This is a genomic window from Nocardia sp. CDC519, from assembly GCF_059509835.1.
In genome coordinates, this window is the sequence record NZ_CM183377.1 from 5,154,688 (window position 1) to 5,180,227 (window position 25,540).

The 25,540-nt window shown below is 70.0% G+C and carries 23 protein-coding genes; 14 read left to right on the plus strand and 9 right to left on the minus strand.

Translation table 11 applies throughout. The features are described 5' to 3' along the window. The first annotated feature begins 43 nt into the window (after nt 1-43). Genes AC5W7N_RS23240 through AC5W7N_RS23265 form a run of 6 tightly spaced genes read left to right on the plus strand, consistent with a single transcriptional unit; the run spans nt 44 to nt 7,219 of the window. A complete protein-coding gene (locus AC5W7N_RS23240) occupies nt 44-1,672 on the plus strand; it encodes an ABC transporter substrate-binding protein (protein ID WP_495922139.1) in 1,629 nt (542 codons plus the stop codon). Beyond that, nucleotides 1,669-2,649, plus strand: coding sequence for an ABC transporter permease (locus AC5W7N_RS23245; protein WP_495922140.1), 981 nt, complete (start codon nt 1,669-1,671; stop codon nt 2,647-2,649). The genes AC5W7N_RS23240 and AC5W7N_RS23245 overlap by 4 nt, the downstream gene beginning before the upstream one ends. Continuing rightward, nucleotides 2,639-3,529: an ABC transporter permease gene (locus tag AC5W7N_RS23250; protein ID WP_195007278.1), complete on the plus strand. Its 891-nt coding sequence runs from the start codon at nt 2,639-2,641 to the stop codon at nt 3,527-3,529. Before AC5W7N_RS23245 ends, AC5W7N_RS23250 begins: the two co-directional genes overlap by 11 nt. Further along, on the plus strand, nt 3,526-5,220 hold the full coding sequence (locus AC5W7N_RS23255) for a dipeptide ABC transporter ATP-binding protein (protein ID WP_495922141.1): 1,695 nt from the start codon (nt 3,526-3,528) through the stop codon (nt 5,218-5,220). The genes AC5W7N_RS23250 and AC5W7N_RS23255 overlap by 4 nt, the downstream gene beginning before the upstream one ends. Nucleotides 5,221-5,258: 38 nt before the next feature. After that, nucleotides 5,259-6,071, plus strand: coding sequence for a DUF1684 domain-containing protein (locus tag AC5W7N_RS23260; RefSeq protein ID WP_195007277.1), 813 nt, complete (start codon nt 5,259-5,261; stop codon nt 6,069-6,071). Next, nucleotides 6,068-7,219, plus strand: a complete 1,152-nt coding sequence (locus AC5W7N_RS23265; protein ID WP_194991885.1) for an LLM class flavin-dependent oxidoreductase — start codon at nt 6,068-6,070, stop codon at nt 7,217-7,219. Before AC5W7N_RS23260 ends, AC5W7N_RS23265 begins: the two co-directional genes overlap by 4 nt. Nucleotides 7,220-7,255: 36 nt before the next feature. Here the strand turns inward: AC5W7N_RS23265 and AC5W7N_RS23270 are convergent, their stop codons facing one another. Beyond that, nucleotides 7,256-8,278: a methylenetetrahydrofolate reductase gene (locus tag AC5W7N_RS23270; protein ID WP_375139414.1), complete on the minus strand. Its 1,023-nt coding sequence runs from the start codon at nt 8,276-8,278 to the stop codon at nt 7,256-7,258. 149 nt (nt 8,279-8,427) lie between these two features. On the opposite strand from AC5W7N_RS23270, the gene AC5W7N_RS23275 reads away from it, so the two are divergent. The 4 genes from AC5W7N_RS23275 to AC5W7N_RS23290 all read left to right on the plus strand — a co-directional run bounded on the left by AC5W7N_RS23275 (nt 8,428) and on the right by AC5W7N_RS23290 (nt 14,039). Further along, nucleotides 8,428-9,564: a polyprenyl synthetase family protein gene (locus AC5W7N_RS23275; RefSeq protein ID WP_495922142.1), complete on the plus strand. Its 1,137-nt coding sequence runs from the start codon at nt 8,428-8,430 to the stop codon at nt 9,562-9,564. 106 nt (nt 9,565-9,670) lie between these two features. After that, nucleotides 9,671-11,257, plus strand: coding sequence for a phytoene desaturase family protein (gene crtI / locus AC5W7N_RS23280; RefSeq protein ID WP_495922143.1), 1,587 nt, complete (start codon nt 9,671-9,673; stop codon nt 11,255-11,257). A gap of 60 nt (nt 11,258-11,317) precedes the next feature. After that, the gene (locus tag AC5W7N_RS23285) at nt 11,318-13,006 is read left to right on the plus strand and encodes an alpha-(1->6)-mannopyranosyltransferase A (protein ID WP_375139415.1); all 1,689 of its coding nucleotides are present in this window, start codon (nt 11,318-11,320) and stop codon (nt 13,004-13,006) included. Next, on the plus strand, nt 12,993-14,039 hold the full coding sequence (locus AC5W7N_RS23290) for a phytoene/squalene synthase family protein (protein WP_495922144.1): 1,047 nt from the start codon (nt 12,993-12,995) through the stop codon (nt 14,037-14,039). The genes AC5W7N_RS23285 and AC5W7N_RS23290 overlap by 14 nt, the downstream gene beginning before the upstream one ends. A 7-nt stretch (nt 14,040-14,046) precedes the next feature. On the opposite strand, the gene AC5W7N_RS23295 is transcribed toward AC5W7N_RS23290, so the two are convergent. Together AC5W7N_RS23295 and pknB are read right to left on the minus strand one after the other, a co-directional pair. Further along, a complete protein-coding gene (locus tag AC5W7N_RS23295) occupies nt 14,047-14,247 on the minus strand; it encodes a cold-shock protein (RefSeq protein WP_014350101.1) in 201 nt (66 codons plus the stop codon). A 101-nt stretch (nt 14,248-14,348) separates the two neighbouring features. Next, nucleotides 14,349-16,280 (minus strand): Stk1 family PASTA domain-containing Ser/Thr kinase, encoded by a 1,932-nt coding sequence (gene pknB / locus AC5W7N_RS23300; protein ID WP_490724946.1) that lies wholly within the window; start codon nt 16,278-16,280, stop codon nt 14,349-14,351. A 159-nt stretch (nt 16,281-16,439) separates the two neighbouring features. On the opposite strand from pknB, the gene AC5W7N_RS23305 reads away from it, so the two are divergent. After that, entirely contained in the window at nt 16,440-16,808 is a 369-nt protein-coding gene (locus tag AC5W7N_RS23305; RefSeq protein ID WP_163815633.1) for an Rv2175c family DNA-binding protein, read from the plus strand. Between the two features lie 72 nt (nt 16,809-16,880). Here the strand turns inward: AC5W7N_RS23305 and AC5W7N_RS23310 are convergent, their stop codons facing one another. Further along, nucleotides 16,881-18,269: a class II 3-deoxy-7-phosphoheptulonate synthase gene (locus tag AC5W7N_RS23310; RefSeq protein WP_163815635.1), complete on the minus strand. Its 1,389-nt coding sequence runs from the start codon at nt 18,267-18,269 to the stop codon at nt 16,881-16,883. Nucleotides 18,270-18,438: 169 nt separating this feature from the next. Here AC5W7N_RS23310 and AC5W7N_RS23315 point away from each other — a divergent pair, with 169 nt between their 5' ends. Further along, entirely contained in the window at nt 18,439-18,927 is a 489-nt protein-coding gene (locus AC5W7N_RS23315) for a polyadenylate-specific 3'-exoribonuclease AS (RefSeq protein ID WP_163815637.1), read from the plus strand. Between the two features lie 96 nt (nt 18,928-19,023). Here the strand turns inward: AC5W7N_RS23315 and qcrB are convergent, their stop codons facing one another. From qcrB to ctaE, 4 genes are read right to left on the minus strand one after another with little or no spacing between them, the layout of a single operon-like run. Further along, entirely contained in the window at nt 19,024-20,667 is a 1,644-nt protein-coding gene (gene qcrB, locus AC5W7N_RS23320; protein WP_495922145.1) for a cytochrome bc1 complex cytochrome b subunit, read from the minus strand. Further along, on the minus strand, nt 20,664-21,845 hold the full coding sequence (gene qcrA, locus AC5W7N_RS23325) for a cytochrome bc1 complex Rieske iron-sulfur subunit (protein ID WP_138458984.1): 1,182 nt from the start codon (nt 21,843-21,845) through the stop codon (nt 20,664-20,666). Before qcrA ends, qcrB begins: the two co-directional genes overlap by 4 nt. 20 nt (nt 21,846-21,865) lie before the next feature. Then, nucleotides 21,866-22,729, minus strand: a complete 864-nt coding sequence (qcrC, locus tag AC5W7N_RS23330) for a cytochrome bc1 complex diheme cytochrome c subunit (RefSeq protein WP_163815641.1) — start codon at nt 22,727-22,729, stop codon at nt 21,866-21,868. Between the two features lie 58 nt (nt 22,730-22,787). Then, nucleotides 22,788-23,396 carry an aa3-type cytochrome oxidase subunit III gene (ctaE, locus tag AC5W7N_RS23335; RefSeq protein WP_081505355.1) on the minus strand — a complete coding sequence of 203 codons (609 nt, stop codon included), beginning with the start codon at nt 23,394-23,396 and terminating at the stop codon, nt 22,788-22,790. A 239-nt stretch (nt 23,397-23,635) separates the two neighbouring features. On the opposite strand from ctaE, the gene trpD reads away from it, so the two are divergent. Further along, a complete protein-coding gene (gene trpD / locus AC5W7N_RS23340; RefSeq protein WP_495922146.1) occupies nt 23,636-24,697 on the plus strand; it encodes an anthranilate phosphoribosyltransferase in 1,062 nt (353 codons plus the stop codon). Nucleotides 24,698-24,938: 241 nt separating this feature from the next. Then, nucleotides 24,939-25,232, plus strand: coding sequence for a hypothetical protein (locus AC5W7N_RS23345; RefSeq protein ID WP_194991999.1), 294 nt, complete (start codon nt 24,939-24,941; stop codon nt 25,230-25,232). A gap of 1 nt (nt 25,233) precedes the next feature. On the opposite strand, the gene AC5W7N_RS23350 is transcribed toward AC5W7N_RS23345, so the two are convergent. Beyond that, a complete protein-coding gene (locus AC5W7N_RS23350) occupies nt 25,234-25,509 on the minus strand; it encodes an Lrp/AsnC family transcriptional regulator (protein WP_138446635.1) in 276 nt (91 codons plus the stop codon). Nucleotides 25,510-25,540 lie beyond the last annotated feature (31 nt).

The following is a 25,540-nucleotide window of genomic DNA, read 5'->3' on the forward strand; positions in this document are numbered from 1 at the left end:
GCGCCGCGCCGGGCTCGTCGGTCGTGTCAGAAAGGACGACGACATGGCCGTACCCGTCAAGGCGGCTTTTGCCGGCGCGGTGCTCACCGCCGCCGCCACCCTGGCCGCCTGCGGCTCCGGGACCACGACGCCGGGGCCCGACGCGGGCCCTCCGCAGCCGGGCGGGGTGTTGCGCTATGGCCTGTCACAGGCACCGACCTGCGCCGATCCCGCGCAGGCCGGCACCAACCAGACGATCTATGTGACGCGGCAGGTGGTCGATTCGCTGACCGACCAAGATCCCGAGACCGGCGAGTTGCGGCCGTGGCTGGCCACCAGCTGGGAGATCGCCCCGGACGCGAAGACGTTCACCTTCCACCTCGCCGACGGGGTGAGTTTCAGCGACGGCTCACCGCTGACCGCCGACTCGGTGCGCAAGAGCTTCGATTCGATCGTGCGCACCCTCGGCGCCGTCAAGGCACCGCTGGGCAGCAGCTACCTCACCGGCTATGTCGGCACCACGGTGGTCGATCCGTTGACGGCGCGGGTGGAGTTCAGCGCGCCGAATACGCAATTCCTGCAAGCGTCCTCGACGCCGCAGCTCGGCATCCTCGCCGACGCCACCACCGCCTTGCCCGCCGAGGACCGCTGCGCGGGTACGGCGACGGTCGGCTCGGGTCCGTTCACCTACGCCGACTACCGCCAGGACGTCTCCGCCACGCTGGTGAAACGCCCCGGCTACCGCTGGGGCTCGGCGGTGTTCGGCCATCGGGGTGAGGCCTACCTCGACCGCATCGAGTTCACCGTGGTGCCCGAATCCGGGGTGCGGACCGGTTCGCTGTCCTCGGATCAGCTCGATGCGGCCAGCGACGCGCTCCCCCAGGACGCGCCGCAGATCGAGGCCGGCGGCGGCCGGGTGCTCAGCACCCCCAATCCGGGTATCCCGTTCGGATTCCAGCCGAATGTGACCCGTGGACCGTTGCGTGATCCCGACGTGCGCCGTGCGCTGCTCACCGCGATCGACCGGCGCGAGCTCGTCGACACCGTGCTCGGGCCGCAGTTCCGTCCGGCGACCAGTGTGCTCGCTTCCAGAACGCCTGGCTACCAGGATCTTTCCCGGACAGTGGGTTTCGATCCCGACGCCGCGCGGGCCACCCTCGATCGGGCGGGCTGGCTGCCCGGCGCGGACGGCATCCGGGCCAAGGATGGCCAGCGCCTGGGATTCGCGGTGACGTTCAGTCAGGTGTTCGCCGGTAATCAGGCGATCCTCGAACTGATCCAGCAGCAGCTGCGGTCGGTGGGCGTGGACCTCACGCTGGACCTGGTGTCCATTGCCGAGTACACCGCACGGCAGAACAGCAAGGATTTCGACGCGCTGTACTACAACAGCACCCGCGCCGACGGCGACATCCTGCGCACCGGATTCGGCCTGGACGGCCGCAATTTCAATGTCCGCCCGCCGATCCAGGCTCTCGACGACGTGCTCAGCGCACAACTCGGTGCGGTGGACCCACAGGCACGGGCGGCGCTGATCGGGCAGGCACAGCAGCAGATCCTCGATCAGGGACTGTGGATCCCGACCGTCGAGTTGTCGCAGGCCATCGGTGCGGGCCCGGCCGTGCAGGACCTGAAGTTCGACGCCTCGGCACGGTTGCAGTTCTTCGACACCTGGCTGAGCGGACGCCGGCCATGACCCGGTATGTGCTGCTGCGGTGCGTGGCCGCGGTCTGGGTGCTGTGGGCGGCGTTCACCATCTCCTTCGTCGTGCTGTACCTGCTGCCGTCGGATCCGGTGGCCATCGCGGCCGACGGTGGTGGCGGCGGCACCCCGGTGGACGCGGCCGCCCTCGCCGAGATGCGCGCCAGGTACGGCCTGGATCAACCGCTGTGGGAGCAGTACTTGAGTTCGCTGTCGCATGCGGTGCGCGGCGATCTGGGCCGCTCCATCGCCACCGGGCAGCCGGTCACCGAGGCGATCGTCGACGCTCTGCCCTCGACTCTCGCCCTCACCGGGCTTGCCCTGCTGTTCGCCGCGGCCGGCGGCACCGCGCTGGCCTTCGCCACCACCTACACCCGCACACCGTGGCTGCGTTCGGCCCTGGCCGCGCTGCCGCCGGTCGGGGTATCGATGCCGACGTTCTGGACCGCGCTGATCCTGTTGCAGCTGTTCTCCTTTCGCTGGCAGCTGGCGCCCGCGTTCGGTGGGCTGGTGCTGCCGGCAGTGACGCTGGCCATCCCGATCGGGGCGGTGATCGCGCAGGTGCTGGCCGCCGGGCTGGAATCGACGTGGCGGCAGCCGTTCACCGAAGTCGCGCTGGCCAAGGGCGCCTCGCGCTGGTGGGTGCAGCGCAGGCATGTGGCGCGATTGGCGAGCGTGCCCGCGTTCACCATCGCCGGTGTGCTGGTGGGCACCATGCTCGCCGGTTCGGTGGTGGTGGAGACGGTGTTCGCCCGGCCGGGGCTCGGCCGGCTCACTCAGACGTCGGTGCTGGCCCAGGACATTCCGGTGGTGCAGGGCATCGTGCTGGTGAGCGCGCTTGCCTTCGTCGTCGTCAACCTCGCGGTGGATCTGCTGTATCCCGTGCTGGATCCGCGAATCGCCGGAGGTGGGGGTCGTGCCGGGCACTCGGTGCGCCCGAGCGAGCGCAGGGAGGTCACCGATGTCGCTTGAGCTGCTCGAACGGCCCGCGACGACGACCGCTGCGGCCGAGGAACGGAAGCAGCCGCCGCGCCGGCGCCGGGCGTGGCACCTGGTGCGCGGCAACGCGGCCCTGATTCCGGCGAGCGCGGTGCTCGTGCTGGTTATCGGCTGGGCGCTGGCGCCGTCGGTGTTCGCCGGCGGCGACCCGTTGAAAGGTGTTCCGGCACAGAAATTCCAGCCGCCCAGCGCCGAGCACTGGTTCGGTACCGACAATCTCGGCCGCGACCTGTACACGCGGATGGTGCACGGAGCGGGCCTGTCGCTCACCGCGACCCTGACGGCGGTCGCCATCGCCCTGGTGGCCGGCACGCTGCTCGGCCTGCTCGCCGGTGCGCTCGGCGGTGTGGTGGACATGGTCGTGATGCGGGTTGTGGATGTGCTGCTGTCGGTTCCGGCGCTGCTGCTGTCGCTGGCGCTGGTGACCGCGCTCGGTTTCGGCACCCGGAATGTGGCCATCGCCGTGGGCGTTTCGCTGATCGCCAACTTCGCCAGGGTGATGCGCTCGGAGGTGCTTCGGGTGCGCCGGGCGGCCTATGTGGAGGCGGCACGGGCGTCGGGAGTGCGCTGGTACACGGTGCTGGCCCGGCACATCCTGCCCAATTCCTATCCCCCGGTGCTCGCGCTGGCCGCGGTCGAGTTCGGCATGGCGGTGCTCGCGGTGTCGGCGCTGAGCTTCCTCGGGTACGGCACCGCACCGCCCACCCCCGAATGGGGATCGCTGATCTCGGAGGGCCGCAACTACCTGGCCACCGCCTGGTGGCTGACGACGCTGCCCGGCCTGGTGATCATCGCCGTCGTCCTGTCCGCCCAGCGCGTGGGTCGCGCCGTCACGAGGAGTGCACACCGATGAGCGACAACACCGCCGTCGACGTCCTGTCCCCCGCCGACGACCACGAGGCGCCCACCGACGCCGAGGAACTCCTACGGGTCCGGCAGTTGCGGGTGCGTTACCGCACCGGCGACGGGCCGGTCACCGCCCTCGACGGCGTCTCGCTCGCGGTGCGCCGGGGTGAGGTGCTCGCGCTCGTGGGCGAATCCGGTTCGGGCAAGTCGACGCTGGCGCATGCGGTGATCGGCTTGCTCGGCGAGACCGCCGATATCGCCGCCGGCTCCGTCACCTTCGCCGGAGAGCCGGTGGACTTCCGATCCGAGCAGGCCCTGCGCCGGTTGCGCGGGCTCCGGGTCGGGTTCGTGCCGCAGGATCCGGGCCTGTCGCTCAATCCGGTGCGCCGCATCGGCGATCAGGTGGCCGAGGCGTTGCGGGTGCACCGGCTCGACGACCGGCACGGTGCGCTGGAGCGGGCCACGGCCCTGCTGGCCGAGGTGGGGCTGGATCGGCCGCAGTTGCGCGCCACCCAGTACCCGCACGAACTGTCCGGCGGGCAACGCCAGCGCGTGCTGATCGCCATCGCGCTGGCCTGCGGCCCGGATCTGATCATCGCCGACGAACCGACCAGCGCCCTGGACGCCACCGTCGCGCGCCGGGTGCTCGACCGGCTGGCCGAACGCATCGCCGCGCGCGGGACAGCGGTGCTGTTGATCACCCACGATCTCGCGATGGCCGCCGAACGCGCGGACCGGCTGGTGGTGCTGCGCAACGGCACCGTCGTCGAATCCGGCCGCACCGCCGAGGTTCTCGGCGATCCGCGCCATCCTTACACGCGGCAACTGCTGGCCGCCGCGCCCGCCCTGACCGCCGATCGGGTGGCGCGCCCGGCCGCGGTGCTCGACGGCGGCCCGCTGCTCACCGTCCGCGAGGTGCACAAGGTGTTCCGCGCCGGGGCGGGCAGCACCGTCACCGCGGTGGCCGGGGTCGGCTTCGAACTCGGTCGCGGCGAAACACTGGCGCTGGTCGGCGAATCGGGCTCGGGTAAATCGACCACCGCGCGCATCGCGGTCCGGCTGACCGAACCCGACCGTGGCGAGGTCGTCTTCGACGGTGAGCCGTTGACCCGCGCCCGCGCCGGGCAGCTGCGGGCGCTGCGACGGCGGTTCCAGATCGTCTACCAGAACCCGTACTCGTCGCTGGACCCGCGGCTGCGCGTCGGGTCGGTGATCGAGGAACCATTGCGCGCCTACGGCATCGGCAACCGCAAGGCCAGGGCACAGCGGGTGGCCGAGCTGCTCGAACAGGTGGCACTGCCCGCCGGATACGCGCGGCGGCGACCGGCCGAACTCTCGGGCGGGCAACGTCAGCGGGTGGCGATCGCCCGTGCCCTTGCGCTGCGGCCGGAGCTGCTGGTGCTCGACGAACCGGTCTCCGCGCTCGATGCCTCGGTACAGGCCCAGATCCTGGAACTACTCGACGATCTGCAACAGCGGCTGCGGCTGAGCTACCTGTTCATCTCCCACGACCTGGCCGTCGTGCGCCGCATCAGCGACCGGGTGGCGGTGATGCGGTACGGGCGCATCGTCGAAACCGGCACCACCGACGAGATTTTCGGCAATCCGCGGCACGACTACACCCGCGAGCTGCTCGCCGCCATCCCGAAACCGTCGGTCACGCTGCGCCTGCCCGCACCACCCGACGACCCGTCCTGACGACGCTCGACCCACCCACCACACCGAGGAGACCTCCGATGACCACCAGCCTCACCTCCTTCGCCACCGACTGGACCGCGTGGCACGCCGAACGCGAAGACGCCCTGCGCGACCCGCTCGGCTTCCTGAGCCTCACCGCGCTGCACTGGCTCACCGACCGGCCCGAACAACTACCCGGCGTGCCGGGCACCTGGTGGGTGATCGAGGACCGGGTGTTCGTCACCGCCAAACCCGCCGACCGGCTCGAGCACGACGGCGAGCGGATCGCGGGCGTGCACATCGTCGTCGCCGAGGAAGGGGCGCCCGGAGTGCTCATCCGGCACGAGAGCCGGGTACTCGAGGTGATCCGGCGCACCGGGCAGTCCGCCGTGCGCGTGCACGATCCGGCCGCACCCACCCTGGCCGCGTTCACCGGGGTGCCTGCCTACGCACCCGACGAACGGTGGGTGCTGCCGGGCCGGTTCGAGGCATTCGGCGAGCCGACCACCGTCACCACGGGCGCGGTGGTGGCCGGCCTCGAACACCATCATCGCGGGGCCGGCGTCATCGAGTTCGGCGTCGGTGAGGTGACCGAACGGGTCGTCGCCTTCGGCACCCCGGATGCGCTGCGGGTGCTGTTCACCGACGCCACCAGCGGCATCACCACCTACCCGGCGGCCCGCCTGCTGGATGTCGGCGCGGCCGACGACGACGGCACCGTGCTGCTCGACTTCAATCGCGCGATCAACCTGCCGTGCGCGTTCACCGACTACGCGACGTGCCCGGTGGCGCCCGCGCAGAACCGGTTGCGGGTGGCGATCGAGGCGGGCGAACAGGATCCACGGCTCGGCACCGCGGAGCGCCGGGCATGACGGTTCCGCTATCGATCCTCGATCTGGCGCCCATCAGCGCCGGATCGAGCCCGCAGCAGGCGCTGCGCAATACCGTCGAGCTGGCCCGGCGCGCCGAGGAGTGGGGCTATCACCGGTTCTGGCTGGCCGAACATCATTTCGCGCGAGTGGCCAGTTCGGCCTCGATCACCCTGATCGGGCAGGTCGCGGCCGCCACCTCGCGGATCCGGGTCGGCTCGGCGGCGGTTCAGATCGGCTATCACACCTCGATCTCCATCGTCGAAGCGTTCGGCACCATCGATGCGCTGCATCCGGGCCGGCTCGACCTCGGGCTCGGCCGCTCCGGGCACCGCGCGCGGCACTTCGGCGCCGAATCGGTGCGGGCCCGCAATGTCCGGCCGCTGGACGACACTGTGCGCGGCCGCACCGAAGTGCGTGACGGCGTGGTGATCCCGCCGCCCTTCGATCCGCTGCGCATCGCCGACCCGTCGATCTTCCTCGCCGGTCAACGTGCCCTGTACCAGCAGGGTGCCCGACCGGCGGAGTTCGCCGACCAGGTGGCCGAGATCAGGGCCCTGCTCGACGGCAGCTACGTCGACGCCGAGGGCATCGCCCTGCACGCGGTGCCGGGTGAGGGCGCGCAGGTGCAACTGTGGGTGTTCGGCAGCACGGCCGGCGCCAGTGCGGAGCTGGCGGGCAGGCTCGGGTTGCCGTTCGCGGCCGCCTATCACGTCTCCCCCGGCACCGCGCTGGACGCGGTGGTGGCCTACCGCGCGGCCTTCCGGCCCTCGGAGGTGCTGGCCGAACCGTATGTGGTGGTGTCGGCGGATGTGGTGGTCGCCGCCGACGACGCCACCGCCGAACGGCTGGCCGCACCCTACGGGCACTGGGTGCACAGCATCCGCAGCGGGGCGGGCGCCGCCGATTTCGCCGATCCCGCGACGCTGACCCCGCTCACCCCCGATCAGCGCAGGCTGGTCGAGGACCGGCTGGCCACCCAGCTGGTCGGCGCGCCGGAGACCGTGGTGCGGCGGCTGGCGGCGCTGCAACGAGTCAGCGGCGCGAACGAACTGCTGATCACCGGGATCACTCACGATCATCGCGACCGGCTGGAATCGCATCGGTTGCTCGCCGAAGCGTGGGGGCTGCGGCAGGCGCGGGCCGCCTGACCCGGCGCCGGCCGGATCCGCACCCGGCGGCCGGACTCAGGCGCTGATCGGTGCGGCCGTGACGCCGTAGCCGAGGTTGGTGAGCACCTCGCCGGTCGCCTTGGCGAAGTTCAGGGTGATGAAATGCAGGCAGGGCGCGCCCTCGTCGATGAGCCGCTGGGCCATCTCGGTGGCGATCTCGATGCCCACCGCGCGCACCGCCGCCGCGTCTTCCTCGGGGCCACTGCCCGCCGCGCGCTCCAGCCGGTCGATCACCGAACGCGGCAGCGGCCTGCCGCACAGTTCCTCGGCCCGCTTGACCGTGCGCAGCGAGGTGATCGGCATCAGCTCGGGAATGATCGGCTTGGCGCCCTCGATCGGATCCATGGCGACGAGGCGATCGCGTAGCCGCAGATAGTGCTCGACGTCGAAGAACATCTGGGTGATCGAATACTCCGCGCCCGCACGCAGTTTCGCGGCCAGGAACCGGGTGTCGTGGTCCAGGTCGGGCGAGCGGTGGTGGCCCTGCGGGAACGAGGCGACCCCGACATGGAAATCACCGAGATCGCGCACGATGCGCACCAGCTCCTCGGCGTATTCGACGCCCTCGGGATGCCTGTGCCATTCCCCGAGCGGATCGCCCGGCGGATCGCCGCGCAGCACCAGGATGTTGCGGATACCGGAATCGGCGTAGGCGCCGACCAGCGAACGCAGCTCCGCCACGCTGTGCCCGACCGCGGTGAGATGGGCCACCGGCAGCAGTGTGGTCTCGCCGGCCAGCTCGCCGGTCACGCGCACGGTGCGGTCCTTGGTGGACCCGCCCGCGCCATAGGTCATCGACACGAACGCCGGATGCATGCGTTCGAAGGTGCGCACCGCACGCCACAGCCTGGCCTCACCCGCGGCGTCGCGGGGCGGGTTGAACTCGACGGAGAAGGGCACCGCCCGGCTCGAGTGCAGCCGCAAACTCTGCACGACCGACGGCGTCCCCGAGACGATCGGTGGGGTTTGCGGCGGCCGACCACGGGTCGAGGACGGCCGGCCAGGGGTCGAACGTCCCCGCACGTTGTCGAAAGTCACCGGTTCAGTGTAGAGGTGAGCGGCCCGCGGGCCGGAGTGTCGTCGGACCGGACGCGTATTGTTCGAGCCATGAGCGGGTGCACCGCCGTGCACGCCGGCAGCGGCGCGCCCGGCGTCATCCGCCGAGCCGACCCCTTCCCCGGACATCCTTGGAGGTCATCCTGTCCGCCGGACCCGGTACCCCGACCAAGCCGAGCCCGACCTCGGCGATCCCAGGGACGCCCGCCTTCGCCGCCGCCGTGGAACAGGCGCTGACCTCGTTCTTCGCCACCCGCCGCGATACCGTCGGCGAGCTGGGGCCGATCTTCGTCGACGCCGCCGAAGCGCTGGAATCGTTCGTGCTGCGCGGCGGCAAACGCACCAGGCCCGGCTTCGCCTGGACCGGCTGGCTCGGCGCGGGCGGCGACCCCGAGGGCCCGGACGCGCCCGCCGTGCTCACCGCCTGCGCCGCGCTGGAGCTGGTGCAGGCGTGCGCGCTCATCCACGACGACATCATCGACGCCTCCCGCACCCGGCGCCGCTTCCCCACCGTGCACGTCGACTTCGAGCAGCGCCACCGCGAGCGCGGCTGGGCGGGCGACGCGCCCCGCTTCGGCACCGGCGTGGCCATCCTCATCGGCGATCTGGCGCTGGCCTGGGCCGATGACATGGTGCACGCCTCCGGGCTGGCCCCGCAGGCCGTCGCCCGCTTCGCCACCGTCTGGGCGCAGATGCGCACCGAGGTGCTCGGCGGGCAGCTGCTCGACATCCACGGCGAGGCCAGCGGCGACGAATCGGTGGCCGCGGCGCTCCGGATCAACCGGTACAAGACCGCCGCCTATACCGTCGAACGACCGCTGCACCTGGGCGCCGCCCTCGCCGACGCGGGCCCCGAGCTGGTGCGTTCCTATCGCGATTTCGGCACCGACATCGGTATCGCGTTCCAGCTGCGCGATGACCTGCTCGGCGTCTTCGGCGATCCCTCGGTCACCGGTAAACCTTCCGGCGACGACCTGCGCGAGGGCAAACGGACGGTGCTCATCGCCGAGGCGCTGGCCCGTGCCGATCAGGCCGATCCGGCCGCCGCCGAGCTGCTGCGCGGCAAGGTCGGCACCGATCTCAGCGGCGCGGACGTCGACGAGCTGCGTGCGGTGCTGGTGCGCCTCGGCGCCGTCGACGCGGTCGAAGCCCGCATCGCCGAGCTCACCGAGCGCGCGCTGGCCGCCATCGACACCAGCTCGGCCACCCCCGCCGCCAAGGACCAGCTGCACGCCATGGCGCTGGCCGCCACCCGCCGCACGGCATGAGCGAACACGGCCACGGCGGAGGCAGCGTGCGTAACCACGGAGAGGTCGCTCGCTCCTGTCCACACCGCGTGAGCGCAGCCACGGCACGTCCGCTGCGGGGCCTGCGATGAGGTCGGTGGCGGGGCCCGCCGACCGGGTGGTCGTCATCGGCGCGGGGTTGTCGGGCCTGGCCGCCGCGCTGTACCTCACCGGCGCCGGACGCCGGGTCACCGTGCTGGAGCGGGCCGATCACGTCGGCGGGCGTGTCGGCCGCTACCGCTTCGACGACTACGAGATCGACTCGGGGGCAACGGTGTTGACGCTGCCCGAGCTGATCGACGACGCGCTGGCGGCGGTCGGACACGACCGCGAGTCGCTCACCGCGCCGCTGCGCATCCACCGGCTCGCGCCGTCGTATCACGCGCGCTTCGCCGACGGCTCCGATATCCGGGTGTTCGCCGACCCGGATGAGATGGCGGCCGAAGTGGCACGGACCTGCGGTCCCGACGAAGCCGGGCGTTATCGACGGCTGCGCGAATGGCTGGCCCGGATCTACCGCGCCGAATTCGGCGAGTTCATGGACACCAACTTCGACTCGCCGCTGGACATGGTGCGGTTGCCGCGTAAACGCGCGGCGCTGCTGGAGCTGGTGCGCCTCGGCGGATTCGGGCGGCTCGGGCCACGGGTCCGCGGCTTCCTCCGCGATCCGCGGCTGACCAGGCTGTTCACCTTCCAGGCGCTGTACGCGGGGATGCCGCCGAACCGGGCACTGGCCGTCTACGGGGCGATCCCGCATATGGACACCTCGCTCGGGGTGTACTTCCCCGAGGGCGGTATGCGCGCGGTCGCCGACGCCATGGCCGAGGCGCTGGTCGCCGCCGGTGCGCGGCTGGAACTCGGCGCCGAGGTCACCGGCATCGACTACGACCGCCGCCGGGCGCGCCGGGTCCGGCTGGCGGACGGCACGGCGCGCGACTGCGACGCCGTGGTCGTCACCGCCGACCTCGGCGATATCGAACGCTTCGGGCTGCGCCGCAGGCGCGGGCTGCGGGCCTCTCCATCGGCGGTGGTCGCGCACGGCACCATTCCGGCCGACATCGCCGCGGGCTGGCCGATCCAGGCCCATCACACCATTGATTTCGGCGCCGCCTGGGAACGCACCTTCACCGAGATCGCCGCACCGCGCGGTGGCCGGTTGATGAGCGACCCTTCCCTACTGCTGACCAGGCCCGCGCTCTCGGATCCCGGCCTGTATCTCGACCGCGCCGACGGCCGCTACGAGCCGTTCTCGCTGCTGGCGCCCTGCCCGAACCTGGATTCGGCGGCACTGGACTGGGCGAGCCTGGGCCCGGCGTACCTGCGCGAGCTGCTCGGCGTCCTCGAGCAGCGCGGCTACCGCGGCATCGCCGAACACTTCCGGCTCGACCACCTCGACACCCCGCAGACCTGGCTGGAGCAGGGCATGCTCGGTGGCACGCCGTTCTCCGCCGCCCATCTTTTCCGCCAGACCGGCCCGTTCCGGCCACGGAATCTGCCGCGCGGCAGCGACAACGTGGTTATCGCCGGTTGCGGCACTACGCCGGGCGTCGGTGTACCGACCGCCCTGCTGTCGGGGAAACTCGCGGCAAACCGGATAATCGGGACACCGGAACGGCTCGGAAACGAAACCCCGCGCACCATCGGGACAGCCCCGCGCGAACAAGCCGTAAACTAAGCGCCGACCTATCAGCTCGCGGTTGCGACCGCCGACCACACCCGGGGGGAACGACACCACATGCCACCCCCGGAAACGACTGCCCACGTGACTACCCCGGCGCAGGCCACCGTGTCTCCGACACCCGCGGCTCGATCCCGAAAACCAGCATCCGCACCCGCCCCGGGCAGCCCGCAGACGCTGCTGACGTGGCTACGCACCGCCGCCGACTTCGCGCGCAGCCCCGAGGGCCATGCGGCACTGCTCGGCCTGGTCGGCGCGATCATGATCACCTTCGGCGGTTTCGGCGCGGGCGCGGTGCGCAAACGCGATCCGCTGTTGGAAGCGATGCACCTGTCGTGGCTGCGTTTCGGGCACGGCTACGCGCTCTCGACGATCTTCGTCTGGATCGGCGTGCTGATGATGATCACCGCCTGGGTGCGGCTCGGCCGGGCCACGCTCGGTCGCGGCAGCTACTCCGGCGCGGGCGTCACGCTCAACGAGCTGCGCGCGATCGTCTGCATCTGGGTCGCGCCCATGCTGTTCGCGGTGCCGATGTTCAGCCAGGACGCCTACTCCTATCTGGCGCAGGGTGCGCTGCTGCGCGACGGCTTCGACCCGTACAAGGTCGGCCCCGTCGCCAATCCCGGTGTGCTGCTGGACAACGTCAGCACCGTGTGGACCACCACCACCGCGCCCTACGGCCCGATCTTCCTGCTGCTCGGGCGCGCCATCACCACCATCACCGACGACAACGTCGTGGCGGGGACCATCGCGCTGCGGCTGGTGATGCTGCCCGGCCTGGCATTGATGATGTGGGCCATCCCGTACCTGACCAAGCATCTCGGCGGCAAGCCCACCGTCGCGCTGTGGCTGGCGGTGCTCAACCCGCTGGTGCTGATCCACCTCATCGGCGGCGTGCACAACGAACTGCTGATGGTCGGCCTGATGTGCGCCGGTATCGCCCTGGTGCTCGAGCGCAGGCATGTACTCGGCATCGTCGTCGTCGCGGTCGCGGTCGCCATCAAGGCCACCGCCGGTATCGCCCTGCCGTTCCTGGTGTGGATCTGGATGTTGCACGAACGCGAACGACGCGCCGCCCAGGACAAGGAGTCCGGCGGCACGCTGCCGCATCCGGCGCTGCTGTTCGCCAAGATCGCCGGGCTCGGGTTGTCCGTGTTCGCGGTGGTGTTCGCGCTCGCGTCCGCGGCGGCCGGCGTCGGCATCGGCTGGCTGACGGCGCTGTCGGGCTCGAAGAAGATCATCAACTGGCTGTCGCTGCCGACCATCATGGCGCACGGCATGACCTGGATCGGCCCGCTGCCCTTCGACCCGGTGCTGACCGTCACGCGTGCGCTGTGCGCCGCGGCGCTGGTGGCGATCCTGGCCTGGACCTGGTGGCGGTTCCGGCACAGCGAACGCGAGGCCGTGCTCGGCATCCTCATCGCGTTCGTCGCCATCGTCATCCTGTCGCCTGCCGCGCTGCCCTGGTACTACTCGTGGCCGCTGGCGCTGGCCGCCGCCTTCGCGCTGTCCACCAGGACGCTCATGGTGCTGGTGGGGTTGTGCACGTGGTTGATGCTGGTGTTCCAGCCCGGCGGTTCGATCGGGCTGTACAACTTCTGGCATGTGGCCGCGGCGACCTTCGCCGCGGTGGTGGCGGCGCTGTCACTGCGCACGGTCGACCCGCTTCGGCTGCGCAGCACGCGCACGGTCACGGGCCCGGCGATCCCCTCGCCGGCCGATCCCGTCATCCATGACCGGCGCTGAGCGCGGCCTCGACCTCACCGCCGGACCTGCCGGGCGCACGACCGAACGGCTGCGACCCGCCGACGCCACGGAACTCGCCGAGGCGTATCGGCTGTGCCGCCGCATCGCCGCCGAACACGGCCGCACCTATTTCCTGGCGACTCGGCTGCTGACGGCCTCGCAGCGGCCCGCCGTGCACGCGCTGTACGCGTTCGCGCGGATGGTGGACGATATCGTCGACTGCGCGCCGCACGATGCTGCGACCGGCGCGCGGCGACCGGCGCACCACCTCCCCGTCACCGGCGCCGCGCTCGCCGCTCGGATCGATCTCATCGAAGAACAGCTCAGGGCGGCACTGGATCCCGCCGCCGCGGCACGACCGGCAACCGCCGTCCCCACCGACCAGCTCCGGGACGCGATCCTGCTCGCGCTCACCGACACCATCCGCCGTTACGGGATTGCGGCCGAACACTTCTGGACCTTCCTGCACTCCATGCGGATGGATATCCCCGGCACACCGCAGTTCCGGAACCGGTACGCCGATATGGCCGAACTGAACGAGTACATGCGCGGTTCGGCGGCGGCGATCGGGCTGCAACTGCTGCCGGTGCTCGGCACCGCCGTCCCGGTCGCCGAGGCCGAACCGGCGGCGGCCGCCCTGGGCAACGCCTTCCAGCTCACCAATTTCCTGCGCGATATCGGCGAGGACCTGGATCGCGGCCGGATCTATCTGCCCGCCGCCGAACTCGCCGCCTTCGGCGTGGATGACGACCTGCTGGCCGAATGCCGCCGCACCGGCCGCACCGATCGACGGATGCGGCGGGCGCTGGCCCACCTCATCGCCGTCAACCGGGATCTCTACCGCACCGCCGCACCTGGCATCGAACTGCTCGCACCGCGAGTACGTCCGGCGATCCGCACCGCCGCGACCCTGTACGGCGCGATCTTGGAGCAGATCGAGGAGGCCGACTACCCGGTCTTCGACCGGCGCGCCGTGGTGCCGATGCACCGCAAGCTGCGCGTCGCCGCCGGCGCGTACCTGAGCGCCCGCTGAACCGGCTCTACACCGGCCGCACCGCGCGCGCTTCGGGCCCTCGGCGCGCCTCCTCCACGTCGAATTCGACTTCCTGACCGGCCTCCAGTGACCGGAAGCCCTCGCCGAGGATCACCGAGTACTCGACGAACACATCCGCGCCACCCGGACGGGCGATGAACCCGAACCCTTTCTCCCGGTCGAACCATCGCACGGTGCCACGCACCATCGGCCATTTCCTCCTCGAACACCGTCCCCGGCCCTACTCGGTACATCACAATGCGCCTGCACCGCGTTTCGGGCAAGGCCGGAGTGCGCGGATCGACGGACTCAGGGCAGGGCGACGATGGTGACGGTGGCTCCCGCCTGGACGTTGGCGTTCATCGCCGGAGTCTGGGAGACCACCACCGAGGAATCCAGTGGGGCCAGCTGGCGCACCTGCACCGACAGGCCGAGTCCTTCGAGCACATCACGGGCTTCGGCGACCGACTTGCCCAGCACCTCGGGCATCTTCACCGCATCGGAGACCAGCAGCACCACCGACGAGCCGGCCTCGACCGTCGTCCCGGCCCCGGGATCGGTGCCGACGACCTGTCCGGCGGCCACGCTGCGATCGAAGCGGGGCCGGTTCTCGCTCACCGTGATGCCCAGGTCGGTGAGCATCTGCTGGGCTTCCGCGGTGGTCTTGCCGCGCAGGTCCGGCAGCGTCACCGGCTGCGAACCCTTGCTGCTGTACACCTTCACGTGCGCGCCCATCGGCAGCACCGTGCCCGGCGCCGGGTCGACCTTGGCGAGCGTGCCCTCGGGAGCCGCACTCGGCGCCTCACCGGCGTCCACCGGCTGCAGGCCCTGATCGCGGATCAGCTGGTTCACCTCGGAGATGTCCGCACCGGGCGCCACGTCCGGCACCTGCGGCTTACCGCTGGAGATCAGCACCGCGACGGTGGAGCCCTTCGTGACGCGGGAACCGGCCGAGGGATCGCTGCCGACCACGCCCCCCACCGGAATGGTGTCGGAGGCCTTCTGCCGCGTCGTGGTCTCGAATCCGGCGCTGCTGAGCACCGCCGTGGCCTTCTCCACGTCCATCCCGGCGATGCTGGGCACCGCCTCGAACCGGCCCACCCCGAGCCACCATCCGCCGACACCGACCAGCAGGGTCAGCACCGCCACAATGGCGATCCAGACCGCTGCGGTGCGGCGGGAATTGCCGCGATCGCCGGCGAAGGCCGGTGCCGGCCCCGGATGTGGGCGCACATGCTGCGGCGGCGGGGGCGCGGCGGCGAACTCGGTGCGCGGCCGCTGCGCCGTGACCACCCTGGTGTGCTGGGGCTGTGCCACCGGATGCGGGCGCGGCTCGGGCGGACGCGGACCGTCCGCACCGGGCACGGCCCGGTAGGACGAGCTCAGATGCTCGGCCGATTCCTGCGGCGCGGGCACCCGATAGGCGGGCAGTTCCAGCGACGCGCTGATCGCGCGCAGTTCGGCGACCATCTCGTTGGCGTCGGCGAACCGATGCGCGGGTTCGCGGGCGGTGGCGCGGGCGATGAGCGCGTCGAACTCCGGCGGCACACCGGCGATGAACTGGCTCGGGCTCGGCACATCCTTCTCGATGCGCTGATAGGCCACCGACAGGGAGGTGTCGCCGGTGAACGGCACCCGCCCGGTGAGCAGTTCGAAGATCAGGATGCCGAAGGAATACACATCGCTGCGCGCGTCGGCGGTGCCGGAGGTGACCTGCTCCGGGGACAGATACGCGGCGGTGCCGAGGATGACGCTGGCGGAGGTGGTGTTGGCCGCGGCCACCGCGCGTACCAGGCCGAAGTCGGCGATCTTCACCTCGCCGGAATCGGAGATCAGCACGTTCTCCGGCTTGATATCGCGGTGCACCAGCCCCGCCGCATGCGCCACCCCGATGGCCGCGAGCACCGGCTCGGCCACCGCGCGCACCGCGTGCGGCGGCATCGGACCGCGTTCGCGCAGCAGCTCACGCAGCGTGCCGCCCTCGACCAGCTCCATGATCAGGAACGGATGATCGCCGTCGACGCCCTGGTCGTACACTGCGACCAGCGACGGATGTTTCAGCTTGGCGACCGCACGGGCCTCGAATTCGAAACGGGACAGGAACTGCGGATCACCGGCGAATTTGGGATCCATCACCTTGATCGCGACCGGGCGATCCAGACGGGTGTCCTCGCCGCGGAACACCATGGACATCCCACCCCGAGCGATCGGCGCATCGATGCGGTAACGCCCTTCCAGCATGTGGCCGATCAATTGATGTCCTCCGGCTTTCACAAACCCTCTCCACCCCTCGCTGCGCGCGACAAGAGCAGCCGCGCCCTGCGGCCCCCACGATGGTATCCACCGAACGTCCCCGGGTGTCTCACGACGTGGTCGGCGCCAACGTCTACCGTTATCCGGGTGAGCGCATTTCCCTGCAGTGACGATGTTCTGCCCGCCTCGGTGACCCTGTTGTCACTTCCCGAAGTGGCAGAACGGCTCGGCATCGTGGTGACCAGGGTGCATCAGATGCTGCGCGACCATCAACTCCTGGCCGTCCGCCGGGACGGCGTGGCCGGCGTGCCGGAGATCTTCTTCGACGAGGACGGCAACGTCATCCGGTTCCTGCCCGGCCTGATCACCGTCATGCGTGATGCCAAATACACCGATGAGGAGATCCTGGAATGGATCTTCACCGACGACGATTCGCTGCCGGGTAAACCGGTCGAGGCGCTGCACGGCCCGCTGGCCCGCGAGGTGCTGCGCCGCGCCGCCGCCGAACCCTTCTGATCGACCCCGATAGATCCCGCACTCACCCGGTCGACGCTCGCGTCGGCCGGGTGAGCGGACTGTCCGGTCAGCTCAGCGCAGCATCTCCGCGACCAGGAACGCCAGCTCCAGCGACTGCTGGGTGTTCAGGCGCGGATCGCAAGCGGTTTCGTAGCGGCCGGACAGATCCAGATCGGAGATGTCCTGGGCACCGCCGAGGCATTCGGTGACGTCCTCACCGGTCAGCTCGATGTGCAGGCCGCCGGGGTGGGTGCCGAGGGCATGGTGCACCTCGAAGAAGCCCTGCACCTCGTCGACCACCCGGTCGAAGTGGCGGGTCTTGAACCCGGTGGACGATTCGTGGGTGTTGCCGTGCATCGGATCGCACTGCCAGATCACCTGGTGCCCGGTGGCCTGCACCTTCTCGATGATCGGCGGCAGCACCTCGCGGACCTTGCCGTTGCCCATGCGCGAGACGATCGTCAGCCGGCCGGGCTCGTTGTTCGGATCCAGGCGCTCCACGTACTCCACGGCCTGATCCGGGGTGGTGGTCGGGCCGATCTTGAGGCCGATCGGGTTGGCCAGCAACTCCGCGAACGCGATGTGCGCGCCCTCGAGCTGACGGGTGCGCTCACCGATCCACAGGAAGTGCGCCGACAGGTCGTAGAGCACCGGCTCACCGGTGGCCGGGGACTCCCCCAGCCGCAGCATGGCCCGCTCGTAGTCGAGCACCAGCGCCTCGTGGCTGGCGTAGATGCGCGCCGATTGCAGGCTCGGATCGTTGACCCGGCAGGCGGTCATGAACCGCAGGCCGCGGTCGATCTCCTCGGCCAGCGCCTCGTAGCGGGCACCGGCCGGGGACTGGGCGACGAAATCGCGGTTCCAGTCGTGCACGCGGTGCAGATCGGCCATGCCCGCCCCGGTGAGCGCGCGCACCAGGTTCATCGCCGCGCTGGCGTTGGCGTAGGCGCGCACCAGCCGTGACGGGTCGTGTTCGCGCAGCGCGGCGTCCGGGGCAAGCGAGTTGATCATGTCGCCCCGGTAGGACTTCAAGCCCAGCGCGTCGGTGTCGGAGGAGCGTGGCTTCGCGTACTGGCCCGCGATCCGCGCCACCTTCACCACCGGCAGGCTGGCGCCGTAGGTGAGCACCACCGCCATCTGCAGCAGGGTGCGGATATTGCCGCGAATATGGGGCTCGGTGTTGTCGGCGAAGGTCTCCGCGCAGTCACCGCCCTGGAGCAGGAAGGCCTCACCGCGCGCCACCTCGGCGAGCCGCTCGCGCAGCTCTTCCACCTCGGCGGGCACACAGACCGGCGGGACGCTCTCCAGCACGGTCCGCATCATCGCCGCCTGCCCGGGATCCCAGGACGGCTGCTGCAGCGCGGGACGGGCCAGCGCGTCGTCCAGCCGTTGGCGCAGCTGCGTGGGCAGCGGCGGCAGCTCGGGCAAACGATCGATGGGTACGTCGACGGTCCAGTTCACCCACTCAGAATACGGACCCGCGCGCGGCGGCGGGCATCCGCGCGGCCAACTCCAGGTGCGGCGACCGCTCCGCGAGCCCTCGCGGCGGTGTTCGGGCGGACCGTCGTGCGACGGGTATACCACCAGGCCGTACCCTCGAGCGGACAAGTTTCGGGAGGAGACCGGCTTTGTGAAGTACTTCTATGACGCGGAGTTCATCGAGGACGGGAAGGTGATCGACCTCGTCTCGATCGCGGTGGTCTGCGAGGACGGCCGCGAATACTACGCCGTATCCACCGAATTCGATCCCGAGCGGGCCGGGCCATGGGTGCGCAAGAACGTGCTGCCCAAGCTGCCCTCGCCGGCGTCGCCGCTGTGGCGCAGCCGCAGGCAGATCCGCGACGAGCTGTACAAGTTCCTGGTGCCGCGCCCCACGGTGCAGCCGGAGCTGTGGGCGTGGGTGGGCGCCTACGACCATGTGGTGCTGTGCCAGCTGTGGGGGTCGATGGTGGATCTGCCGCCCGCGCTGCCCCGCTACACCAACGAGCTGCGCCAGCATTGGGACGCGCACGGGCGCCCGGATCTGCCGCCGATCCCGGCCGACGCCCACGACGCGCTCGCCGACGCCCGGCACAACCTGGCCAAGTACGAGGCCATCGAGGCCGCGCGGCGCCGCTGAGGCCGTGCCGGTTCTGGTCGGTCCCCACGATCGGCCGCCCAACGAACAGCAGGCCCCGAGTCGAATCCGACTCAGGGCCTGCTGCGGTGTCAGCGGTCAGTGGCTGTGCTTGCCACCATTGCCGTTGGCGTTCTCCTGTACCTTCTTCAGCACGGCGAGCTGCTTGTGCTCCTCCTCCAGCTCGGTGGCGAAGTGCTGCTCGCTCTCCTGCCACGGATCCGGGAAAAGGAAGCTGCCGGTACCGGGCTGGCCGGCCGAACCCAGCTGGTTCATCTTCTTGGGCACCGGGGCGCCCTGGTATTCCAGCGGGATCGGGTGGCCGTGCTCGTCCACCGGGCCCAGCGGCTGGTGCACCTCGATGTACTCACCATGCGGCAGCCGCTTGATCACACCGGTCTCGATGCCGTGCTCGAGCACCGCCCGGTCGCTGCGCTGCAGACCGATGCAGAACCGGTAGGTCAGGAAGTAGGCGATCGGCGGACCGAGCAGCAGGCCGATACGACCGACCCAGGTGGTGGCGTTCAGCGAGATGTCGAACTTCAACGAGATGATGTCGTTGACGCAGGCCAGGGTCAGGATCAGGTAGAACGTGATCGCCATGGCACCGATCGCGGTACGCACCGGCACATCGCGCGGACGCTGCAACAGGTTGTGGTTGGCGGTGTCCTTGGTGAGCCGCTTCTCGATCCACGGGTAGGCGATCAGCAGGGTGAACACCAAGCCCATCACCAGCGCGACCCAGAACACCGCCGGAACGGTGTAACGGCCCAGGTACAACTCCCACGGTGGCATCAGACGCGCCATACCGTCGGTCCACATCATGTAGAAGTCGGGCTGGGAGCCGGCCGAGACCTGCGAGGGGTTGTACGGGCCGAGGTTCCAGATCGGGTTGATCTGGAGCACGCCGCCCATGATGCCGACGAAGCCGAGGGTGAAGGCGAAGAACGCGCCCTGGTCCGCGGCGAACACCGGCACGATGCGGGCACCGACGACGTTGTTCTCGGTGCGGCCCGGTCCGGGGAACTGAGTGTGCTTCTGGTACCAGACGATGGCCACGTGCGCGGCGATCAGCGCGAGCATGATGCCGGGGAACAGCAGCACGTGCGCGATGTAGAGGCGCGGGATGATGATCTCGCCGGGGAAGTCGCCGCCGAACATCAGCCAGTGCAGCCAGGTACCCACCACCGGCACACCGATGGTGATACCGGAGAACGCGGCGCGCAGACCGGTGCCGGAGAGCAGGTCGTCGGGCAGCGAGTAGCCGAAGAAGCCTTCGAACATCGCCATGATCAGCAGCAGCGAACCGATCACCCAGTTCGCCTCGCGCGGCTTGCGGAACGCGCCGGTGAAGAAGATGCGCAGCAGGTGCACGATGATCGAGGCCGCGAACAGCAGCGCCGCCCAGTGATGCACCTGGCGCACGAACAGGCCACCGCGCACCTCGAAGGAGATGTTCAGCGCCGTCTCGTACGCCCGCGACATGCCCACACCACGCAGCGGCTGGTAGGCACCGTCGTAGACGACGTGGCTCATCGACGGGTCGAAGTACAGCGTCAGGTACACACCCGACAGCAGCAGGATGATGAACGCGTAGAGGGCGATCTCACCCAGCAGGAACGACCAGTGGGTCGGGAAGACCTTGTTGATCGACCGGCGCATGAACGCGGCGGCGCGGTAGCGCTCGTCCACGGCGTCGGCGTGGGCACCGACCTTCCGGCCGATTGCTGTTGGAGAACTCATGAACGACGCTCCCAGAAGGCCGGGCCGAGCGGCTCGATGAAGTCGCCGTTGGCGACCAGGAAGCCCTCGGAGTTGACGGTGATCGGCAGCTGCGGCAGCGCACGGGCGGCCGGACCGAAGACCGGCTTACCCCATTCGGTCGCCGAGAACTGCGACTGGTGGCAGGGGCACAGAATCCGGTTGGTCTGCTGCTCGTAGAGCGAGGTCGGGCAACCGAGGTGGGTGCAGATCTTCGAGTAGGCGAAGTAGTCGCCGAAGTTGAAGCTCTCCTGGCCCTTACGCTTGATCGCCTTCTGCGCGTCCTCGGTGCGCAGCCGGATCAGCATGACGGCGTTGCGGATACCGCGCAGCGACTGCAGGGTCGCGTGCTCGTCACCGCGCCAGACTTCCTTCCACGGGAACACCGTCTCCATGCCGCCCGCGTCCAGATCCTCCGGACGCACCAGCACGATGTCCTCCGGACGGCCGGTGTCGCGGCGCAGGTAGATGGTCTGGCCCTCCCAGTCCGGGGTCCAGCCCGACACCCACAGCGGCGACTTGTCGCCCTTGGCCCACGGGTTCTTGATCATGCCGCCGACGAACAGCGCGGCCGAACCCAGACCGACGATGCCGAGGCCGGCGCCCGCGGTGCGGGTGATCATCTTGCGGCGACCCAGCGTGGAGGTGTCGAGCGCGTCCTGCAGCTCGGCCACCAGGGTGCGGCGGTCGACCTCGCTGGAGCGGCCGTCGTGGCGCTCCTGGATGGACAGCTCGGCCGGGATGAACTTCTTGCGGATCAGCACGACCGCGATGCCGATCGCGAGGATCGAGACACCGAAGGTGATGCCGTACAGCGGGGTGGCCAGCGAGTACAGGCCGTGTCCGTCGGACTCCTTGCCCTTGTACTCCCACGGCCAGAACAGGAACACACCGACCAGTGCGGCGGCGGCCAGACCGGAGATGGCGAACCACAGCGCCACCTGACGCTCGGCGCGCTTCTCGGCGCGGGTGCCCGGGACCGGGAACCGCTCGCGCCGGTAGGCGACGTCGACGCCGTCCATCTCGGTGCCGAGCTTGACCAGCTCGTCGCGCGACATCGCGTCCAGCTCGGCCTCGGTGGGCTCCGCGGCGGCGTGGCCGGTGGGCTTCACCGTCTCTTTCGACGGCTCGGCACTGGATCCCTCATCCGGGCGCCCCATGTCGTCTCGCTCCTTATCTGTCATGACCTCGATCCGATCCACATCGCGGCGCCGACGGTCAGCACGATGCCGACCACCCAGATGGCCAGGCCCTCGGTCGCGGGGCCGAAGCCGCCGAGGCCGTAACCGCCGGGAGACTTGGCCTCCATCGAGTCCTTGACGTAGGCGATGATGTCGCGCTTCTCCTCCGGGCTCAGCTGCCGGTCGGAGAATTTCGGCATGTTCTGCGGGCCGGTGAGCATCGCGGCGTAGATCTGCTGCTCGGAGGCGGGCTCGAGCGGCGGCGCGAACTTACCCGACGACAGCGCGCCACCACGACCGGTGAAGTTGTGGCAGGAGGCGCAGTTCATCCGGAACAGCTCGCTACCGCGGGCGATGTCGTCACCGCGCAGCGACTCCTGGGCGATGGTGCCGTCGGCGTTGCGGACCACGGTCGGGCCGCCGCCGTTGGCCGCCACGTAGGCGCCGATGGCATCGGTCTGGTGGGCGTCGAACTTGACGGGTTTGCGCTCGGCCTGGGCCTCGTTGCGGGTCATCGGCATACGACCGGAGGACACCTGGAAGTACACCGCGGCCTCGCCGACACCGATCAGGCTGGGACCACGGTCCTGCACACCCTGCAGGTTTGCGCCGTGGCAGGTGATGCAGGAGGTCTCGTACAGCTGCTGACCCTCGCGGATCAGCGCCGAGGTGTCCTCGTTGGCGGTCGCGATCTGCGGGTCCGGGGTGAGGGCCGAGGCGAGAAAGCCGGCTCCGACGAGACCCACCAGAAGCGCGAGCCCGCCCGCGATGCGGCGGCGGACGCGGCGCTGCCTGCGCGTCTTGCTGGCCTGGCCGTGCCCGGGGCTGGCGGGCTCTGGCGCTGATGGGGGAGATGAACTCATCTGTGTCCCTTTGGAGTAGACGGAACCGACTGGTGCAAAAGCTTCCACTGAGCCCGGGTCAGCGGACGAAGTAGATCGTGGCGAACAGCCCGATCCAGACGATGTCGACGAAGTGCCAGTAGTAGGAGACGACGATCGCGGCGGTGGCCTGCGCCGGGGTGAACTTGCTCAGCTTGGTGCGCACCAGCAGGAACACGAACGCGATCAGACCACCGATGACGTGCAGGCCGTGGAACCCGGTGGTGATGTAGAACACCGAGCCGTAGGAGCTGCTCGAGATCGAGGTGCCCTCGTGCACGAGGTGGTAGTACTCGTAGCCCTGGCCGAGCACGAAGAAGGTGCCCATGGCGAGGGTGAGGACGTACCAGCGGCGCAGGCCGAAGACGTCACCGCGCTCCGCGGCGAAGACACCCAGCTGGCAGGTGAACGACGACGCGATCAGCACGGCGGTGACCGGAACGGCGAGCTTCATGTTCAGCTCCGTCGGCTCCGGCGGCCACTCGGTGGACTGCGCACGCGCGACGAAGTACATCGCGAACAGGCCGGCGAAGAACATCAGCTCGCTGGACAGCCAGATGATGGTGCCGACACTGACCATGTTGGGCCGGTTCAGCGAATGCACACGCTGGGTAATGGCCGATCCTGGGGTGCCTACTGCGGTCGTCACGGGGGTAAGTATGACTCGTCGTAGTACGACAGCAGTACCCGGGTATGAAACTTGCCCGTGCGTGTCGGATTCGGTTGTGCCACTGCCTGCGGGAACGCCGGAAAATCGGGTCGCGAAGATCAAGTTCAGCGGGCCGGAACGGCTCGCGCGAACAGATATCGAGAGACCACCCGCGCCGGAGCCCATTAGGGTTGTCCCCTACGAGACTGCTGGGCGTACCAGTGTGATGGGAGATGTTGATGAGCGTGCGCAGCTGGCCCCAGGTGCTCGGCACCCTTGCCGACGGTGGCGACCTGACCGCGGACGACACCGAATGGGTGATCAACGAGATCTTCTCCGACAATGCGACGCAGGCGCAGATCGCCGCGTTCGGGGTGGCGATCAAGATCAAGGGGCCGACCGCGGAGGAACTGTCCGGCCTGGCCTCGGGCATGCTCGGGCACGCCAGGCTGGTCCATATCGACGGCGACGCGGTCGATATCGTCGGCACCGGCGGCGACCGTTCGGGCTCGGTGAACATCTCCACCATGTCCTCGATCGTGGTCGCGGCGGCGGGTGTGCCGGTGATCAAGCACGGCAACCGCGCGGCGACCTCCAAGAGCGGCGGCGCCGACGTGCTCGAAGCGCTCGGTGTGCGGCTGGCGCTCGGCCCGGAATCGGTGGCGCGCTGCGTACGCGAGGTGGGCATCGGGTTCTGCTTCGCACCGCTGTTCCATCCCGCGCTGCGTTTCGCCGGGCCCGCGCGCAAGGAGATCGGCATCCCGACCGTGTTCAACGTGCTCGGACCGCTCACCAACCCGGCCCAGCCGCGCGCGGGCCTGGTGGGCTGCGCGTTCGCCGATCTGCTGCCCAAGATCGCCGGGGTGTTCGCCGCGCGCGGCAGCAGTGCGCTGGTGGTGCGCGGCAACGACGGACTCGACGAGATCACCACCTCCGACACCACCGACGTCTGGGTGGTCTCTGGTGGCCGCATGCGCGAGGCCACCATCGATCCCACCCGGCTCGGGTTCCCCCGGGTCGACCTCGATGCGTTGCGCGGCGGGGACGCGCAGGTCAATGCCGGGGTGGCGCGCGACGTACTGGCGGGAACCGCGGGACCGGTGCGTGATGCGGTGCTGGTCAACTCCGCCGCCGCCATCGTGGCCTACGACCTGTCCCAGGGCGCGGGCGATCCGGACGCCGATCTCGACGATCAGCTCGGCGCCGCCGTCGAACGCGCCGCCGAGGCCATCGACAGCGGGCGCGGCGCGGCGCTGCTGGAACGCTGGGCGAAACTCACCAACACCCTCGGCGACGCCTGATACCGCACCGCCGCCGGCCCCGCCCGGACCATGATCGGCGGGCCGGTGCGAAACGCCGTCTTGCCCGGACCGGCAAACCGTCGATCGGCGCTATACAGTTGCGCGGTCGTCCAGGCACATCGACGTGCCCTGATGCGACGACTCGGCGCATACCCATCCGGCGATCGCCGTCCCGCCCCGGCGGGGCAGCGTCATCGCCCGCGCCTCACTGACAACCGTCGATCGTGGTCTGGAGGTAGGCATGAATCACGGTGCGCCCGTGGTGTCCGGCACTCTGCTCGCCGCGTTGGTGGTGGCGCTGAGCGCGGGGCCCGCTGCCGCCGCGCGTGGTGGGCTCGTCGTCGACGGCACCGTGCACCACGATCCCGTCGGCTGTCTCGAGGTCAGCGGCGGCGCGCGCACCCTGAAGGTGGAAAACCACACCGACGTGCCGGTGACCGTGTACTACGGGCGCGGTTGCCGCGGCGATATCACCGCCACGCTCACCTCGCGCGAGATCCGCACCGTCGTCGGCACCTCGATCCAGGTCCCGTAGCTCACTCCCCCAGCGAGAATCCCGCCTCGACATCGGCGCGCGAATAGGACTTGAACGCGATGTGCGTGGTGGTCCGCACGACACCCTCGGTCTTATCGATGCGGCCGGTCACCACCTCGGCGATCTGCTCGTGGTCGCGGACCCGGACCACCGCGATGAGGTCGACATCGCCCGCGCAGGAATAGACCTCGCTGACGCCCTCGATATCGGCGACCGCCTGCGCGGTTTCCGGGATGCGGGCGTTGGCGGCGTTGATCATGACGATGGCGGTAATCATGGACTCAGCCTAGGCGGTGCCGGACCGGCCG